Annotated in this window: 16 protein-coding genes; all 16 read right to left on the bottom strand. The window is 68.8% G+C overall.

Going from position 1 to position 16,991, the window contains the following annotated elements:
• Positions 1 to 754: 754 nt before the first annotated feature.
• The 16 genes from J2X50_RS04855 to fliF all read right to left on the bottom strand — a co-directional run bounded on the left by J2X50_RS04855 (position 755) and on the right by fliF (position 16,917).
• Positions 755 to 1,696 carry a bifunctional helix-turn-helix transcriptional regulator/GNAT family N-acetyltransferase gene (locus J2X50_RS04855; RefSeq protein WP_429092230.1) on the bottom strand — a complete coding sequence of 314 codons (942 nt, stop codon included), beginning with the start codon at positions 1,694 to 1,696 and terminating at the stop codon, positions 755 to 757.
• Positions 1,697 to 2,167: 471 nt separating this feature from the next.
• Positions 2,168 to 3,808 (bottom strand): MFS transporter, encoded by a 1,641-nt coding sequence (locus J2X50_RS04850; protein ID WP_429092227.1) that lies wholly within the window; start codon positions 3,806 to 3,808, stop codon positions 2,168 to 2,170.
• A 135-nt stretch (positions 3,809 to 3,943) separates the two neighbouring features.
• On the bottom strand, positions 3,944 to 4,210 hold the full coding sequence (gene fliQ / locus J2X50_RS04845) for a flagellar biosynthesis protein FliQ (protein WP_340036707.1): 267 nt from the start codon (positions 4,208 to 4,210) through the stop codon (positions 3,944 to 3,946).
• The gene (flgD, locus tag J2X50_RS04840) at positions 4,207 to 4,632 is read right to left on the bottom strand and encodes a flagellar hook assembly protein FlgD (protein WP_347965981.1); all 426 of its coding nucleotides are present in this window, start codon (positions 4,630 to 4,632) and stop codon (positions 4,207 to 4,209) included. The genes fliQ and flgD overlap by 4 nt, the downstream gene beginning before the upstream one ends.
• Positions 4,632 to 5,072, bottom strand: a complete 441-nt coding sequence (gene flbT, locus J2X50_RS04835; RefSeq protein ID WP_429092223.1) for a flagellar biosynthesis repressor FlbT — start codon at positions 5,070 to 5,072, stop codon at positions 4,632 to 4,634. The genes flgD and flbT overlap by 1 nt, the downstream gene beginning before the upstream one ends.
• On the bottom strand, positions 5,069 to 5,416 hold the full coding sequence (gene flaF, locus J2X50_RS04830; protein WP_340036710.1) for a flagellar biosynthesis regulator FlaF: 348 nt from the start codon (positions 5,414 to 5,416) through the stop codon (positions 5,069 to 5,071). The genes flbT and flaF overlap by 4 nt, the downstream gene beginning before the upstream one ends.
• A 22-nt stretch (positions 5,417 to 5,438) precedes the next feature.
• The gene (locus J2X50_RS04825) at positions 5,439 to 6,485 is read right to left on the bottom strand and encodes a flagellar hook-associated family protein (RefSeq protein ID WP_429092220.1); all 1,047 of its coding nucleotides are present in this window, start codon (positions 6,483 to 6,485) and stop codon (positions 5,439 to 5,441) included.
• A 3-nt stretch (positions 6,486 to 6,488) separates the two neighbouring features.
• Entirely contained in the window at positions 6,489 to 7,943 is a 1,455-nt protein-coding gene (gene flgK, locus J2X50_RS04820; protein ID WP_429092217.1) for a flagellar hook-associated protein FlgK, read from the bottom strand.
• Positions 7,944 to 7,977: 34 nt separating this feature from the next.
• Positions 7,978 to 9,243, bottom strand: a complete 1,266-nt coding sequence (locus tag J2X50_RS04815) for a flagellar hook protein FlgE (protein ID WP_340036713.1) — start codon at positions 9,241 to 9,243, stop codon at positions 7,978 to 7,980.
• Between the two features lie 73 nt (positions 9,244 to 9,316).
• Entirely contained in the window at positions 9,317 to 9,985 is a 669-nt protein-coding gene (locus J2X50_RS04810) for a response regulator transcription factor (RefSeq protein WP_340036714.1), read from the bottom strand.
• A gap of 215 nt (positions 9,986 to 10,200) precedes the next feature.
• Positions 10,201 to 10,785: a transglycosylase SLT domain-containing protein gene (locus J2X50_RS04805; RefSeq protein ID WP_429092825.1), complete on the bottom strand. Its 585-nt coding sequence runs from the start codon at positions 10,783 to 10,785 to the stop codon at positions 10,201 to 10,203.
• On the bottom strand, positions 10,721 to 11,998 hold the full coding sequence (locus J2X50_RS04800; protein WP_429092214.1) for a flagellar hook-length control protein FliK: 1,278 nt from the start codon (positions 11,996 to 11,998) through the stop codon (positions 10,721 to 10,723). The genes J2X50_RS04805 and J2X50_RS04800 overlap by 65 nt, the downstream gene beginning before the upstream one ends.
• Positions 11,995 to 13,341, bottom strand: a complete 1,347-nt coding sequence (locus J2X50_RS04795; RefSeq protein WP_429092211.1) for a chemotaxis protein MotC — start codon at positions 13,339 to 13,341, stop codon at positions 11,995 to 11,997. The genes J2X50_RS04800 and J2X50_RS04795 overlap by 4 nt, the downstream gene beginning before the upstream one ends.
• Positions 13,338 to 14,675: a MotB family protein gene (locus J2X50_RS04790; RefSeq protein ID WP_429092208.1), complete on the bottom strand. Its 1,338-nt coding sequence runs from the start codon at positions 14,673 to 14,675 to the stop codon at positions 13,338 to 13,340. The genes J2X50_RS04795 and J2X50_RS04790 overlap by 4 nt, the downstream gene beginning before the upstream one ends.
• Complete coding sequence (locus tag J2X50_RS04785; RefSeq protein ID WP_429092205.1) at positions 14,672 to 15,292, bottom strand: hypothetical protein; 621 nt, start codon at positions 15,290 to 15,292, stop codon at positions 14,672 to 14,674. Before J2X50_RS04785 ends, J2X50_RS04790 begins: the two co-directional genes overlap by 4 nt.
• The gene (gene fliF, locus J2X50_RS04780) at positions 15,292 to 16,917 is read right to left on the bottom strand and encodes a flagellar basal-body MS-ring/collar protein FliF (RefSeq protein WP_347965972.1); all 1,626 of its coding nucleotides are present in this window, start codon (positions 16,915 to 16,917) and stop codon (positions 15,292 to 15,294) included. The genes J2X50_RS04785 and fliF overlap by 1 nt, the downstream gene beginning before the upstream one ends.
• Positions 16,918 to 16,991: the final 74 nt, after the last annotated feature.

The raw sequence follows: 16,991 nt of genomic DNA, 5'->3' as shown, positions 1-16,991 counted from the left end.
GAATGCCGCCGCGACCCATGCCACGGCCGCCTGACCCTAGTTCTTCAAGCTTGCGCGAGGGTGGGAGAGGGGGCGGCGCGACGCGCTGCCTCGGGCGACCCCGCACCGATCCTCAAGGGGCTGTAACGTCTCATCCTTCCCGCCCCCCTCTGCCCTGCCGGGCATCTCCCCCGCAAGGGGGGAGATTGGCAGCTTCGGCGTCTCACCCTTTTCTGCCTCTCCTTAAGGTCGGGACCTCGGTGACGGCCCGATCTCCCCCCTTGCGGGGGAGATGGGCGGCAGCCCAGAGGGGGGTGCTGTCCCGCATGCCTATCCATTGCCACGCTCGCTTTCGCGCCTGGCCATTGTCAAAGAACACTCCCTTTGCGGGAGGTGGTTCGGGAAGCGGGGCGCGAGGCCGAGCCTTCCGATAGATTGATACGTGGCGCGAACCCCGCGCCCCGCCCGGTGTCTGTCCCTCGGTCGGCCGGTCACAGGTCCGTCCCACGGTCTTTTCGTGGCCTGAACCCGCGGCTTCTCCGCACCCTCCGGCACCCGCCATCCGCGGCGCGCGCCGGACGACGCCGGCCTGTCGACGGGCCCTCGGAGCCACGGCTACCGCAGCCGTGGCGGGAGGTCACCGCCGCCCTCCCTGACACCCGGTGCGCACCAGGTCCCGACAAGGGCGATGGCACAAGGATACGGGAGGTTTTGCAGGGGGTGGAAAAACGGGAGAATTTCTCCACGCGGTCTGCTGACAGAGTTCCTGACAAATTCAGTCCGGGGCAGGGCCGCCCCCGAGATCCAGTTCCCAGGTCTGGCCGACCAGGTCCTTGCCGAAGGAGTGGTGGGGCGCCTCGTCGACGAGCCTGAAACCGGCGCGCTGGTAGAGGCGCCGGGCCGCGGCGAGCACGCTGTTGGTCCAGAGCACGAGCCGCTCGTCGCCGACGGCGCGGGCGCGCTCGATGCAGGCGTCGACGAGCCTGGCGCCGACGCCGGCACCCCGCGCTTCCGGCTCGACATAGAGCAATCGCAGCTTCCCCAGCCTCGGCCGGTCGCCGCGCACCAGGAACACCGACCCCACCACGCGGCCGTCGATCTCGGCCACCCATGCCGCGTCGTGGGCGGGGTCGAAGGACTGAACGAAATCGGCGAGGATGCGCGCGGCGAGCGCCTCGTAGTCGCCGTTCCAGCCATATTCCTCGGCGTAGAGGACGGCCTGCCGGTGGGTGATCCAGCCGAGGTCGCCGGGTTTCAGATCGCGCAGCAGCATTTCGCGGGCACTCCCAGGTTCGAATATCCGAGTGATGTCCTTGACGGCCGAGACCAGGCCCTTGCGCTGATCCGGCGGCAGGCCGTCGAGCAGGGAGCCCATCGCCTGGCGCGCGCTGCGCTCGAGCCCGGCGAATGCCTTGCGTCCGGCGGCCGTCAACGAAATCGGCCGCCGCCGTCCGCCCTCGGGATGGCCTGCCGTCTCGACCAGTCCGCGGCCGGCAAAACGCTTCAGCGTGCGGCTGAGCTGGCCCCGATCGAGGTCTAGGGCGCGCATGACCTCGGCCGCCGTGGGGGCCGTGCGGTGGGCCAGCTCGTAGAGGATACGCGCCTCGGTCAGCGTGAACGGGCTCTTGTCGAGGTGGGCGTTGAGCAGGCCGAGGCGACGGGTGTAGAGCCGGTTGAAGGCGCGAAGTGCGGCTATGTCGGGGTGTTCGTCGGTCATGTGCGGTTGTCCGGTATATGTTGACTCTATCAACAATTATTTGTTGATAGAGTCAACACGAGGTTGGGAGGCGGAGTTGCGATTTGACCGGCACGGTACCCCCACCCCTAACCCCTCCCCACAAGGGGGAGGGGGATTCTGTGGCACGCCGTCACGCACCAACTGGCTAAGATTTTGGCGACAACGGCGGCGAGCACGTCCCCCTCCCCCTTGTGGGGAGGGGGTATTCACAGACGATGCGGCTGAACGGTCGTCGGCGTCTCATTCCTTCCCACCCCCCCCTGGGCTGCCGCCCATCTCCCCCGCAAGGGGGGAGATTGGCAGCTCCGCCGTCACGACCTGGAAGAAAATTGTCCCGCCGTGAAGAAGCTGTCCACGTGCAAAGGGGGCATGGCATGGATACTGGGGGCTCCGCGACGGCGCTTGGCGCCTCGCCGCCCCGGGATGACGACCGCTCGTCGGCAGGCGGTCTCAATGCAGGTCGATCGGGCCCTTGGGGGTGACGACGGCGGCGGCGAGGGAGGTGGGGCGCTCGATGACGCGGCGGACGCGCGGCGGCTGCGGGCCGCTGTGCAGCGCCCGCAGGCGGTCGCCGATCTCGGCGTCGGCATGGGTGGCGCGCTGGTTGTGGCGGACATATTCGAGCCAGGTCGGGGTGTGGTAGCACTCGACCCAGACCTCCGGATTTTCGATGTCGCGGGCGAGCGTCCAGTGGCGGGCGCCGTCGCGGCGGCGGACGCGGCGGCGTTCGGCCATGGCCTCGAGGAAGGCCGGCACGTCCTCCTCGCGGATGATGAACTCGATGGTGATCTCGATGGGGCCGCTGCGCGGCTGCACGTCGAGCGCCAGATGCGGCTCGCGGAAGCGGTTGAGCGGGTCGAGGTTGAGCACGGTGTGCTCGGGCAGCGGCAGAAAGAGCCCGATGGCCGCGCCGACCAGCATGACGAGGCCGGCGGCGACCAGTGCGGTGGCGGGACCCTGGCCCTCGGCGACCAGGCCCCAGACCCAGCTGCCCAGCGCCATGCCGCCGAAGGTGGCCATCTGGTAGATCGACAGCGCCCGGCCGACCACCCAGCGCGGCGTCGACATCTGCACCGAGATGTTGAAATGCGACAGCGCCAGAACCCAGCAGGCGCCGCCGATGAGCAGGCCGGCGCTGGTCAGCCAGGCGTTCGAACTCCAGGCCGCGATCCAGCTCGACAGGGCGAAGCCGATGAAGGCCGAGCGCACGATGGCCTCGCTGGTCATGCTGCGGCGGATGCGGCCGCTGATCAGAGCGCCGCCGACCGCGCCGATGCCGAAGGCGCCGAGCATGATGCCGTAGGTGAGCGGGCCGCCGGCGACGAGGTCGCGCGCCACCAAGGGCAGCAGCGCCTGGATGACGACCGCGGTGAAGCCGAAGGTGAAGCTGCGCAGGAGCACCTTGCCGATGTTGGGCGACATGGCGATGTAGCGGAGCCCGGCGCCCATGGCCTGGCCGAGCGTCTCGCGCGGCAGCGTGCTCCCGGGATAGTCGGGGCGCCAGCGGAACAGGACGAAGATCAGCGCGAAATAGCTCAGCGTGTTGACGGCGAAGGCGGCCGCGGCGCCGGCCGCGGCGACGATGATGCCGCCGATGGCCGGGCCGACGCTGCGCGTCATGTTGAAGCCCATGGAGTTGAGCGCGACCGCAGCCGGCACGACCGGGCGGGGCACCATGTCGCCCACCGAGGCCTGCCACGAGGGGTTGTTGAGGGCGGTGCCGCAGCCGATGAGGAAGGTGAAGGAGAGCAGCAGCCAGGGCGTGATCAGGCCGAAATAGGCGACCAGGGTGAGCAGCGCCGAGACCGCGAGCATGAAGCACTGGGCGGTGAGCATGACGCGGCGGCGGTCGTAGCTGTCGGCGAGCGCGCCCGAGGCGAGCGAGAACAGCATGATCGGCAGCGTGATGGAGGCCTGGACCAGCGCCACCATGTCGGAGGAGGTGGCGATCGAGGTCATCAGCCAGGCGGCGCCGACGGACTGGATCAGGCCGCCGAAATTGGAGCCGAGGCTTGCGAACCAGACAGAGCGGAAGATGCCGTGCTTGAGTGGCTCGAGCGCCGAGCCCTGCTCGATCTTGTGGTCGTCCATGCGCCACAGCCGGCCCAGCCGGCTGCCCTCGTTCTGAATCGCGTTGGGACGACTAGACCACGATCGGGCGGCGGGGTGAACCCATTTGTCGGCCGCGGCATGGGCCAGCAGGGGCGCCGGCGCTGGCCAGCCGCGTCAGAAGCCGGTTTCGATGCGCTCGAAGATGACGTTGGTGAAGGACGAGATCTGGGCGCCGATGAACGGGCCGGTGAGCGCGGTGACCAGCAGGATCGCGACGATCTTGGGCACGAAGGTGAGCGTGATTTCCTGGATCTGGGTCAGCGCCTGGACGAGCGCGATGCCGACGCCGACGAGCATGGCCACCGCCACGGCAGGTCCCGAGGCGGTCAGCACGGTCCAGATGGCGTACTGGACCAGGTCGAGGGCATCGGCCTCGTTCACGCCGGCGTGGCCTTGATCGAGACCCCGGGATTGATGACGACCTGCTTGCCGTCGGTGAGCACGGCGACGACGCCGTCCTTGAACAGGCGCACCTCGGCGACGACGCCGGAGGTCTTGCCGTCCGGCGAGGTGACCGTCCGGCCGATCAGCGCGTCGGCCTGGGCGAGCGCCGAACCCTGCAGGATCTGGTCGAGCCGCGAGTTCATCTGCACCGACTGCTCGACCTGCGAGAAGGTGGCGAGCTGCGCCACGTATTCGGTGGAGTCCATCGGCTTGGTCGGGTCCTGGTTCTTCATCTGCGCGACCAGCAGCTTGAGGAACGAGTTGTAGTCGACCTGCGCCTTGGACGCCGCCGACTGGGTGCCCGAGGCGGTCTTGGTGCTGGTGCCGACGGGCGGGGTGGTGGTGTAGTCGATGGCCATCAGAATGTGCCTCCGGCGGCGGCGCGTGCTGTCGGCTGCTCGGCTTCGGTGCCGGCCATGACGCGCCGTTCGAGTGGATAGAGCGAACGTATGGTCCTGAGCGCCTCGTAGACGTGATCCTCGGCGACGAGACGGTCGACGTGCTTGAGGCTCGCCAGGATCTCGGGGTCGTCGAAGGTGGCGAGCAGCAGCGGCAGCGAGCGCCGGAACATTTCGCGCGCGTCGCCGGCGCCGTCGGGATCGATCAGCATCACCTGCAGGATGAAGTAGAGCTGGCGCAGCGGCGTCGAGGCCTGCTCGGGCTGCAGCACGTGGCCCTCGAGCAGGAACTGCACGTCGTTGAGCAGCTCGAGCGAGACCTTGCGGTCGACGCGGATGACCGCGCCGTTGACGTAGATCTTCTCGTTGGCCTTCAGCGAGATCTTCAGGGTGTTCTTCATTGGATGCCGTCGCGGATGATCTGCGAGACCTCGATCAGGCCGTCGAAGCTGTCGCGGCGGCCTTGGCGAATGTCCTCGGCCTCGCGCAGGAGCCACAGGCCGATGGAGATGAGGTTGGCGCGCAGCTCCTTGGGCAGGGCGTTCTCGGGGTTGCCGAGGTCGTCCATCAGCGAGGTCCAGATGCGGTTGGTGAAGTTGAGCGCCTCGACGGCCTCGCGCGACTTGGGGCCGGCCTCGTTGGCCTTGATCAGCAGCTCGACCGAACGGCTGAGCAGCTGGCGTTCGCGATCCCGCGCGTCGGCGACGGAATCGGTCTGAATGTCGGCATAGGAGAATTGATACATATGCGTCTCTTTGGCTTGCCGTTCAGGACAGGTAGTTGAGGATGCTCAGCTGCTGGATGCGGGCGGTGATGGCGTAGGATTTCTCGATCTGCGACAGAAGTTCGGAGACCCGGTTGGAGGCCCGGTAGGGATCGACGCCCTCGGTATCGAGGATGTGGCGCTCGAACAGGTCCATCTGCATCTTGATGCGGTCGGTGGCGCCGCTGACGCGCTGCTCGATGATGCCGGTCTGCGCCTCGAGCTGGCTGATCTCGCCGATGGCGACGCCGATGGTCGAGACGGCGCGGTTGACCAGCACCTTGCGGGCGGCATTGCCGACATTGCTGTCGAGCAGGTCGCCGACGACCGCCGACATCATGGCGATCTTGCGGATGCCCTCGTCGTTGGCGCTGACCGAGGTCTCGGTGGTCTCGTTGAGCGTGATGCGGCTGGTGATGCCCTGGTCGGTGGCGTTGGACCAGGTGCCCTGCCAGCCGGCGCCGAGGAACATCGGCTCGACGACGGTGGTGAGGAAGTCGTCCATCTGGGCGGCGGTGATGCCCTGCGCCGCCGGATCGTCCTTGGCGAAGGTGAAATAGCTGGCGAAGGCCGCGTCGAAGGCTGCCTTGGCGGGCGAGCCCGGCTCGAAATCGTTGAGCGGCCTGACGTCGGTGTTGGTGCCGGCGAACAGATATTCGCCGTTGAGGCTGGTGTTGAGCACCGAGGTCAGCGTGTCGAGCGTGCTGCGCGCGCTCTTCTGGGTGAGCGCGTAGGCCGCGTCGCCGGAGGCCGAGCTGGTGAGGCTCGACAGGAACGACTGGGCGGCGTCGCCGATCTGGATGAGGCCCTTCTGCGTGGCCGCCAGCCGCGACGAGACCAGGCCGTTGGAATCGACGATGCCGGAAAGCCGCTCCAGGTCGCGGTTGAGGGTGACCGACTGGGCCGTGCGGGCGCCGAGCGCCAGGCCCCTGTCGGCGACGAAGCCGGTGGTGGCCTCCTTCTGAACCCTGGTCAGTTCGGCCTGCTGGCGCAAGATCGAATAGCGCAGTGCGCTGGAGACCGCCGAGGACGAGACGAAGGTGGTTTTCATCGACTACCTCACCGCCGCAAGCAGGGCCTGCAGCATGTCGTCGACCGCCTTGATGAGGCGAGCCGAGGCCTGGTAGGCCTGTTCGAGGTCGAGCAGCAGCGACATCTCGACGTCGACATTGACGGCGGTCTCGTTGGATAGCGCCTCGGCGGTGCGCACGGCGAGCGCCTCCTTCGTCTCGGAAGCGGCCGAGGCCTGCTTGCGCATGCCCTCGAACCAGCCGATGGCATTGGTGGTGAAGTCGCTGAGGCTCGAATTGGTGCTGATGCCGGCCGCCGGATCGAAGGCCATGGGCTCGCCGATGCGGTCGCCATAGGCGATCAGCAGTCCGGCGTAGGAGGCGTTGTTGGCCGGGTTGCGGTTGTAGGCCGCGCCGTTGATGCCGCCGTCGCGCAACAATTTCGGATTGCCGCCGGCGAGCGGATCGACAGCCAGGCTGAGGCTGATCGAGCCGGCGAGGCCGTTGACCAGCGTGCCGGCGGGCGGCACGGCGGGCGAGCCCGGCCAGGTGAACAGGCCGGTGGCGTCGGGCGATCCGGCCGCCGTTTCGCGGAAGGCGGTGATGAGGCCGCGAGCCGTCTCGTCGAGCTGCGCCTGCATGGTGACGGCGACGCTGTCGCGCAGCTGCAGCATGGCGGCGAGCTTGCCGGCCGCGTCGGTGTTGGCGCCGGTTCCGGGCTGGAGCGGCACGCCGTCGATATAGACCTTGTTGCCGGGCGCGCCAGGGGCGTAGCCGGCCGAGGGCGAGAAGCTGACGGCGCGCGGCACGGTCTCGAACAGCGTGATGCCGTCGGTGGTCGTGATGACCATGTCGTTGTCGCCGCGGGTGAAGGTGGAGACCGGAACGATCTCGGAGATCTGCTTCAGGATCGCGTCGCGCTGGTCGAGCGAATCGTTGACGTCGCGGCCTGTCCGCGTGCCGGCCATGATCGCCTTGTTGGCCTGCTCGAAATCCGAAAGCAGCTTGTTGAGATCGTAGACGGCCGTGGCGATGTCGCCGTCGGTGCTGGTGCGGAAGCTCTGGATCGCGTCGCTGCCGTCGTTGAGCGTGCGCACCACCTGGCGGGCGGCGTCGACGGCCGCCACGCCGAGGTTCTGGTTGGAGGGCGCGGCGGAATAGAGCTGCATCGCCTCCTGGAACTTGCCGAGCACGGTGGCCGGCGAGGTGGCGTTGTCGCTGCCATTGACGTCGAGCGTAAGCCGCTGCAGGCCGGCGAGCAGGGTGCTCTGTCCGGAGAAGGAGGCGAGCGCCGAGAGGTTCTGCCGGAACAGCAGGTCGTTGGTCACGCGCTGGATCGCGACCACCCGCGCGCCGGGCCCCGTGCTCGACAGCAAGGCCGTTCGGCGCGCGTAGTCGGGGTTCTGCGCTTCCGAGACGTTGCGGGAAACGGTGCTGGTCTGGCGCGAGGTGTTCTGGAGCGCCGATTGGGCAATGCTGAGAGCAGACGTCAGGGACATGCGCAGTCTTTCGCGGGCCTAGGGCCCGTCAATCCTATCTCTTCAGGTTGACGAGGATATCCATGAGGTCCGCGCCGGTTTGGAAGACCTTGGAATTGGCGGTGTAGTTGCGTTGGGACTCGATCATGTTGGTGAGTTCCTCGGCGATGTCGACGTTCGAGTTCTCGAGCGCGCCCGACACGATCTTGCCGTTCTTGCCCTCGGTCGGCCAGCCGATGCTGATGGCGCCCGAATCCGCGCTCTGGCCGAAGACGTTGCCGGAGATGACGGTCAGCTTGTCGGGGCTCGGCACGTTGGCCATGGCGATCGAGAAGATCGCCTTCATCGAGCCGTTGGCGTACTGGGCATAGACGGTGCCGTCCTTGTCGATCTCGATGCGCTCGATCTTGCTGAGCGGGCTGCCGTCGAGCACGGCCTTGGAGACGCTGTAGGGCGCGTCGGCCTGGGTCATGCCGGACAGGTCGATGGTCAGCGGGGCGCCGCCCGGCACCGTCAGGGTGATGTCGGTCGCACTGCCCGCGGCAAGCTTGCCCGCCGCGTCGAAATCGAGCGTCTCGGTGCTGAGGGGGCCGCTGGCATAGGGGAAGCCGCCGCCGGCTGCCGCCTGCGCCTGGTCGAACACCGCGACCTCCCACTCACCGGCGGCCGTCTTGGTGAGGTAGACGTCGAGGATGACCTGGCCGCCGCCGCTGTTGTAGGCGACGAGCGAGGATTTTGCGGTGTAGGCCGGCGTGGCGCCGCCCGCACCGTTGGCGGACGGCAGGTTGGCCGCTGCGACGGGGTTGGCACTGCTCGGCAGGTTGGCCGCGAACTTGCCGTTTTCGCTGGCAGCCCATTGCGGCGTCGTGTCGTCGATCCTGATCGGCGCGATGTCGCCGGGGTTGACCGGCGCATCCGGACGCGGGCCGTTGGCGAGGTCCCAGCCCAAGAGCCTGTAGCCGGCGGTGTTGACGAGGTAGCCGTCCTTGTCGGGCACGAAGGCGCCGGCGCGGGTCAGGAACGAGGTGCCGCTCGGGTCCTGGACCACGAAGAAGCCGTCGCCGTCGATGGCAAGGTCCGTCACCGAGGTGGTGTACTGCAGCGCGCCCTGCTTGCTGATCGAGTTGATCACCGTGGTGGTGACGCCGCCGGAATTGTAGCTGCCGGCGGTGCTGGGCAGCACCAGCGACGAGAATTCCGTCGAGGCGCGCTTGTAGCCGGTGGTGCTTGAATTGGCGATGTTGTCGGCAACCGTCGAGAGCCGGTTCGCCTGGGAGTTCATCCCCGACACGCCGGTCCGCATCATTCCGTAGAGGCTCATCGATGGTCTCCCCAAATCTCATGCCACGAGAGCAAGCTACGTGGCATGTCTTGCGCGAGGCTGGCGGCTCAGGTCAGACGATCAGGCGGTAGCCGAGGAAGCGCTTGGAATCGATCGGGTCGTGGCCGAGACGCTCGCGCAGCTTCTTGCGCAGCTTGCTGATGTGGCTCTCGACGACGTTTTCTTCGACTTCTTCGTCGAAGACGCCATAGATGGCGTTGAACACCTGGGTTTTGGTGACGCGGCGGCCGCTATTGCTTGCCAAGTATTCGAGAATGCGGCGTTCGCGGCGCGGCAAGGGCAGCGGCTCGCCGTCGATCTCGGGATCGCGGCCATCCATGAAGATGCGCATCGCACCGATCTGGGTGAAGCCGGTGTCCTCCTGGGCGCGGCGGCGGATCGCCGAGATGCGTGCCAGGATCTCGCGGATGTGGACCGGCTTGCGAATGACGTCGTCGACGCCTGATTCGAAGAGCTTGAGGGTGTTTTCGAGGTTGTTCTGCTCGCTGAGCGCGATCACCGGCGCCTTGGTGCGGTCACGCAGCTGGCGCGGCGAGATGGCGCCTTCGCGGCAGTCGCCGATGAGGAAGGCGCGAACCGAGCGGAGATCCTCGTCGGGAGCGCTCGAAACCCATTCGCCGAATTCGGTGGAGCGGAAGCCCGCGCAAGCCACGCCTTCCCGGTCGAAAAGCGAATTATATCCCTTGGTGACGAGCTCGCGCTCGTCGACAACCACTATCATCGGCCCCGCCTCCGAATCGAAAAGTTAATGCCCCGTTAACCAATCGGTAGCGGTCGCCGGCGGGTGTCTCCAATCGCGAGATTTTGCCTATATTTTTTGGGGAGTCGTGAATCGCGCAGGTTGCAGCACTGCACGACATGCGTGCAGCGGCAATATGGTTCCAAAAATGTGGTCGACGGCCCCGCCGGCGGACGGGGCGCTGGGTTTGAAGACGCCTAGGAGTTGCAGAAGCTCCTGGCGTTCGAGGTCCATTGGACGAAGCCGGCGGCGATCATGTTGGCGATGACGCGGCAGACGTAGCGCTTCTGCGCCGGGTCGTTGTCGGGGCCGGCATGGTAGCGGGCGACGGCCATCGACCAGCTCTCGTGGCGCTTGCGCAGGCCGACGAGGAAGCGCGCGGCGTAGTCGACGTTGAGGCGCGGATCGAGCATGTCGCGGACGCTACGGAACTCGGCCGCGTGGTAGCGGAAATTGATCTGCATGCAGCCGAGGTCGATCAGGGTCTTGCCTTCGCTTCGCGCCGCCTCGAACGCCGCGAGGGCTTCGGCCGGATTGCGTGGAAACACCGCTTTTCCTTCTATATTCAATGCATTGGGCTGAAGACTGCCCTTCTTGCCGGTCTCGGTGAGGCCGACCGCATAGAGGATGCCGACCGGCACGCCGTAGCGATCGGCGGCGCGCAGGATCTCCGGCTCGCACGGATTGACGGCAGCGGACGCCGAGGCCAGCGGAACGCTAGATATAGAGGCTGCTGCCAGGACGGTTAGGGTCAAGCGTCGAGATATTGCGCAGGTTGCCATCTTCATCCGGTGCTCTCCGTCCTGCCTGGCCGCTGCCCGATCCGCCGCCCTCGCTGCCCGTGCCGCCCGACTGGAAGGCCGGCTGGTCGCGTCCGCCCGCCCCACCCGCGAAGGCCGATCCATCGTTGCGGGTCTGGGTGCCGGCGCTGGCCTGAGGCTGCTGGATGGTGAGGCGATCGACCTCGAAGCCGAGCCCGCGCAGGGCACTGGCGAGCGCCTCGCGATCGGCCGAGAGGCGCTGGTAGGCCTCGGCGTTCTCCACCTCGATCTCAACGCTAAGTTGCTCTCCGGAGAGGCGCAGGCTGGCCGTGACCATGCCCAGCTCGACGGGCCGCAACTGGATCTTGAGCACGTGCGTGGCGCCCGGCGCGGAAGTGGCGTTGTGGACCTGCGCGGCCGCGGCGGCCGACGTCGCCGGCGCTCCGGAGGCGATGGCGAGCGCCAGTGCGCCGGTCGTCCCGCTCGGGCCGGGGGTTGCGGGTGCCGGAATGAACTGCTCGGCAACCACGGAGACGCGGGCAGGGGCGGCCGGCTGGTCCGCCTGGCCGGACTGCTGAGCCGGCCGCGGCCTGTCGGCATCGACCACGATGTCCTTAACCAGCTGGCCGGGTGCTTCGCCCGGGGTGGCGCCCGGCTTGTCCGAACCGCGCGCTTCGGCCGACACGGCCATGCCGGGCGGCGGCGAAATGCCGTCGGAAGGATTGCGCGGCGGCAGGCCGGCGAGCACGAGCGACGGGCGGCTGGCGGCGGGCGTTTCGCCCGAGGCGCCGGGATGGCTTTCGGCTGCGGCTTCGCCATCCTCCGAGGCGGCGTTCGCCGGCTGGCTCGCGGCCTTGCGCAGTTCGCTAAGGGCTATGAGCAAGGGCATGGCGGCGCCCGTCGCCTCGTCTGGTGTCTCAGGCTCGGCACCGGTTTTGGCAGGCGAGGCCTCGTCGGACGGGCTTGTCTCGGCGTCCTCGACCGGGGCGGCGATCGCCGGGAGCTCGGGCCGTTCGGCGGCGGACGATGCTTCGGCCAGCCGTTCGAGCAGCTGCTGCAGACGCTTGCCGTGCGGCGCTTCGGCGCCGACCTGGCCTTTGGGCGGCTGCTTCGGTTGGAGCAGGGCGCTGCCGAAATCCGCGGCCTCTTCGTCGCCCGCGAGGGCGGAACGGCCGGCAGCGGGCGCCTGCCTGGCGAGCGGGCCGGCCAGCGCCGGGCGGATGGCGTCGGTCATTTGGGGGAGCCTCCGAGAAGTTCGTCGATGGCCTCGAGCTTGCGGCGGGCGTCGATGATCTTGGGATCGCTCGGCTCGGCAGCGGCCGGCTGAGCGGCAATGGGTGTGGGGTCGGTGACGGCGGGCACGGCGGGTTCGCGGATCGTCGTGGGCGCGGCCGCGGTGGCTTCGGGCGCGGGCTCCATGGCGTCCGGCACCATCGGGTCGGCGGGAGCGGCGGTGTCGATGTCGATCGAGGCCGGCGGCAGGTCGCCGATGTCGGCGGGCGGGGCTCCGGTCGGCGAGCCGGTGGGCACGCCCGACACCACCTCGGAGGCCACCGCCTCGGCGGCGTCGAGCAAAGCCCGGTCGCCCTTGGACAGTTTCTCGCGGTCGATGCCCTCAAGCTTGCCCAGCATCTCCTCGACGGAGCCGGAGGTGACGGCGGACAGCCCGGAATAGAGCTGGGTGCGCGGGTCGGCGTCGTTGCGCTGGCCGTCGCGGCCTTGCTCGGCCTTGCGCGAGGCGTAGGCGGAAAGCTCGGTGAGGCCGTCGATGGCGGCGCGGCGGGCGATGCGCAGGTAGACGACCTTCTCCTGCTCGGCGTCCATCATGGCGGTGATGTCGGCCAGCGCGTCGAGATTGATCTGGCCGTTCAGCGTGACGACGCCCGCAACGAAGGCATCGGCGAACTGGCTGGCGTAGGGCGAGCGCAGATAGGCGCGGACATATTGGGTGGAGTTGCGCAGGAAGCGGCCGCCGTCGGCGAGGCGGGGGGCGAGGCCGACCGAGCGGCGCAGCGCCGCCTCCTCGACGAGGGTCCCGGGGGCGAGCAGGCGCGCCTGGTCGAACAGCTCGACCGCCGTCTCCGGCGTCTCGGTGATCGCCACCGAGCCCTTGACCAGGGCGAGGAAGGCGCCGAGCTCGGAGGTCTGCGCCAGCGGCTCGACGGCGGCGAGCGCGGCGATGGTGCCCTTGGGCTTGCCGCGCAGATAGTCGATGACGCCCTGGGCCATGGTCCGGTCGGCCTCTTCGAGGGTGAGGCGCGACACGACCTGCTCGATGGTGACGGGGTTGCCGCCGCTCATGGCGTAGATGAGCAGGGCGCGGAAGTTCTTCTTGTCGCTGAACTCGCCGGGTTCGGCGGAGCGCATGCGCTGGTCGGTCAGCTCCAGCAGCTTGCGCTGCATCGGCAGCGAGGCGAGGTCGCCGGCGGCGATGCGGTCCTGCACCAGCTGCAGGCAGCGTACCATCTGGTAGGGTTCGAGCGCCGGCGCCTCGGCGGCGCGCGCAGCGCCGGGCGCGACGGCGGCGAACAGCGCGACAAGGGCAGCGGCGCCGGAGAGGGTCGCCACCAGCCTCATTCGCCCTCCTCCAGCAGGATCTCGATGCGGCGGTTGACGGCCGCGTAAGGATCGGCCGGGTCCTTCAGCTTGCGGTCGGCGAAGCCGGCGACCTCGACGATGCGCTTCTCGTCGAGGCCGGCGCGCACCAGCATGTAGTAGGCCGAGTGGGCGCGGGCGGTGGAAAGCCGCCAGTTGTCATAGGTGCCGCCCTTGAACGGACGCGCGTCGGTATGGCCGTTGATCGAGACCTTGCCATCATGGGCGGCGATGGTCTTGGCGATCTTCTCCATGGCGTGGACGAGCTCGCGGCGCGGCACCGCGGAGCCGATCTCGAACATGCCGAAATCGAGCTGCTCGGTGACGGAGATGACGACGCCCTTGTCGGTGGCGACGACGGACAGGCCGTCGGGAAGCTGTTCGCCGGGCTTGAGCGCCTCGGCCAGCTCGCGGCGGATGGCGTCGGCCTGGTCGATGGTGTCCTGGGTCGGCCGGTCGTCGGGCTTGGCCTCGGGCTTGGCGGGTGCCGTGGCGAGGGCCTCGGCCTCGGCGGCATCCGGCTTGGGAGCGTCGCCGGCCGTCTCGGCCTTCTCGCGCGCCGCCGCGGTCGGCGTCGGGGTCGCGGGCGGGACCTGCTCGGCGGCGGCGCCGGGCTGAGCCTCCACCGCCTTCACGGCCGGCGGGATCTCCGAGCGGGCGGTCTTGTCGCCGGGCTTGGCCGGCTCGCCTTCGAGGGCGGCGCGCTCGGAGCTCGCCTCGGCCGCGGGCGTCGCCACCTGCTCGGTCCAGAAGTCCGGCGCGAAGGGATCGCGATAGGCGTCGCCGCCCGAGGCGCCGGTCGCGGGGCCGGCCTCCTGCGCGCCGCCGTCGCCCTTGTCGGAGACGTTGGCCTTTTGCCCGGTGTCCTGCGCGATCTCGGCGAGCACGGCGTAGGGGTCGCTGAACAGCTGCTCGTCGGAGCGCTTCACCGTGTCGGCGGCATCGACGGAGTTCTGCTCGGTGGAGGGGCCGGCATTGCCGCGTCCGTCGGTGCCGGCCTTGTCGCTCGCCTGCTGGGGGTCCTCGGCGGTGAGGCCGACGGAATTGGGCCCGTCGCCGAGCTCCTCGATGCCCTTGCGGCTGGCGTTGCGGTCGACCAGCTTGACCGGATTGAAGTAGCTCGCGACCGCCGCCTTGGTCTGCTCGTTGGCGGCGCTGATCAGCCACATGACGAGGAAGAAGCACATCATCGCCGTCATGAAGTCGGCGAAGGCGATCTTCCAGACGCCGCCGTGGTGGGCCTCGTCATGGTCGCCATGGTGGCGCCTGACGATGACGATCTCGTGCCGCGGTTCGCTGTCGTTGGCGATGCTCATGGCAAGGTCTCTGAAAGGGCGGCGGACCATTCGCCGAGGCGGGTCTCGAACAGGCTGTCGTCGATGGCGACGCTGAGGTCGAAGCCGGCGGCCTCGGTGAAGTCGACGCCTTCGGCACGCTCGCCCAGGGCGGCGGCGAGCGCATCGAACATGAATTGCGGCCCGCTGACCTTGATGCGCACGGCGTCGCGGTCGGCCAGGGCCGCGAGAATGGCGGCGGCGAGCGCATCGATGGAGCGGCCGCGGATGTCGTCGCTGACCAGCCCGGCGATGACGCGTGCCGCCGCATCGGTGGTGAGGTGGACGAGGCGCGCCTCCATGTCGCCGATGCCGGCCGTGATGACGGCGCCCGCATCGGAGCCGAGTCGGGCGCCCAGTGCCGCAAGTTCGGCTCCGTGACGCTGGCGCTCGGCCTCGAGCGCTGCCTGATGCTCCTGGGCGAGCCGCGCCGCGAGCGCGGCCTCGGCTTCGGCGACGGCCGAGGCGACCAGCGCGGGCACGTCGAGGTCCGGCACCGGCTTGGGATAGGCGGCGCCCGCCGGCTGCGCGGGCTCGGCATCGCGCGGGGCGTGCGGCGCGAAGTCGGTCAGCCGTTCGAACAGTGCGGCGATGGACATCAGGCGGCCTCCGCGGCGGCCCATTTGCGCAGGATGAGCGCGGTGCGTTCCTCATTGAGGTCGACCATGCGGGCGAGCCTGTCCTGCGGCGCGGGACGCAGCTTGTTGCGCAGGTCGTCGATGGCGTTGGGGCGGGCGCCGGGCAGGGCCGGCGGCGCCTCGGCGGCGGCCTCCGGCGTCGGCAGCGAACGCTGCACCTCCTCGAAGCTCGGGCCGGCCAGCGCGGGCGTCGCCGGCTTGGACAGCGCGGTCGCCATCGGCCTCAGGCCGAAGAAGGCGACGAGGAAGACGACGACGATGAAGGCGGCTGCGTTGATCATGGTGCCGGCGTACTGGCCGATGGAGGCGAGCACGCCCGGTCCGGAAACCTCCTCGCCCTCGAGGCCGTCGATGAACTCCACCGCCGAGACATTGATGCTGTCGCCGCGCTTCTCGTCGAAGCCGGTGGCGGAGGCGACCAGCTTCTGGATGTCGGCGACGCGGGCGGCGATCGCCTCGGGCGTCGCGTTCTGGCCCAGCACCGCGGCGAGGCGCTGCTGGTTGACGACGACGGCGATCGACATCTTGGTGACGGTGTAGCCGTTGGAGACGGTGGCGATGCGCTTGGAGTTCATCTCGTAGTTGGTGATCTCCTCCTTGCGGTCGCTGGCCGAGCTCGACTGCGGCCCCTCGGTGGCGGTCGCCTCGGCATCGGGCAGGTTCTGCTCGACGGTGGTCGGGGTGGCCGACTGCTTCTGGTTGCTGTTTTCGTTGGCGCGCACGACCTGGACCGAGCGTTCGACGCGCGAATCCGGATCGAAGATGGTCTCCTCGGTCTGGCGCGAATCGGTGTTGACCTCGGCCTTGACGCTGGCGCGGAAATTGTCCGAGCCGAGATAGGCGGCGAGCGCGCGGCGGATGTTTTCCTCGATCTGCGTCTCGACGGTGCGCTCGACGCCGATGGCGCGCGCGGCACTCGAATTGCTGGGATCGTCGCCCGAGGCGAGCAGGTTGCCGCCGGCGTCGAGCACGGTCACGCGCTCGGCGTCGAGCCCGGGGACAGCGGCGGCGACGAGATGGCGGATCGACAGGGCGGACTTCTCGGCGTCGGCGTTTGCGGCTCGGATGACCACGGACGCCGAAGGCTTCTGCTCGTCGCGGCGGAAGTTCGCCCGTTCGGACATGACGATGTGGACGCGGGCGGCCTTGATGCCCTCGATCGACTGGATGGTGCGGGCGATCTCGCCTTCGAGGGCGCGGACGCGGGTGACCTGCTGCATGAACGAGGTGAGGCCGAGCGAGCCGACATTGTCGAACAGCTCGTAGCCGGCGTTGGCGCTGGTCGGCAGGCCCTTCTCGGCCAGCAGCATGCGCGCCTTGGCGGTGGAGCCGGCGGGCACGAGCACGGTGGTGCCGTCGGAGGCGACGTCGAAGCCGATGCCGGCCTCGCTCAGCACCATGCCGATCTGGTTCACGTCCGAGCGCTCGAGACCGACATAGAGGGTCTCGTAGGCGGGACGGTTGAGATAGACCGACGCCACGCCGACGATGGCGAGCACAAGGGCGGCGATGCCGCCGAGAATCGCGAGCCGGCGCGGGCCGAAGCTCTGCAGATTGGCGACGATGCTCTGGATCTGTTCGGGCACGTGCGAAGGCTCCCCGCAATATCTTCCACGGAGACCCTAGAACTCGAAGCTTGTGCGAAAATGAAATGGGCCGC

The organism is Aminobacter sp. BE322 (assembly GCF_050433525.1).
Lineage (GTDB): Bacteria > Pseudomonadota > Alphaproteobacteria > Rhizobiales > Rhizobiaceae > Aminobacter.
This window is presented reverse-complemented; position numbering and strand designations above follow the sequence as displayed.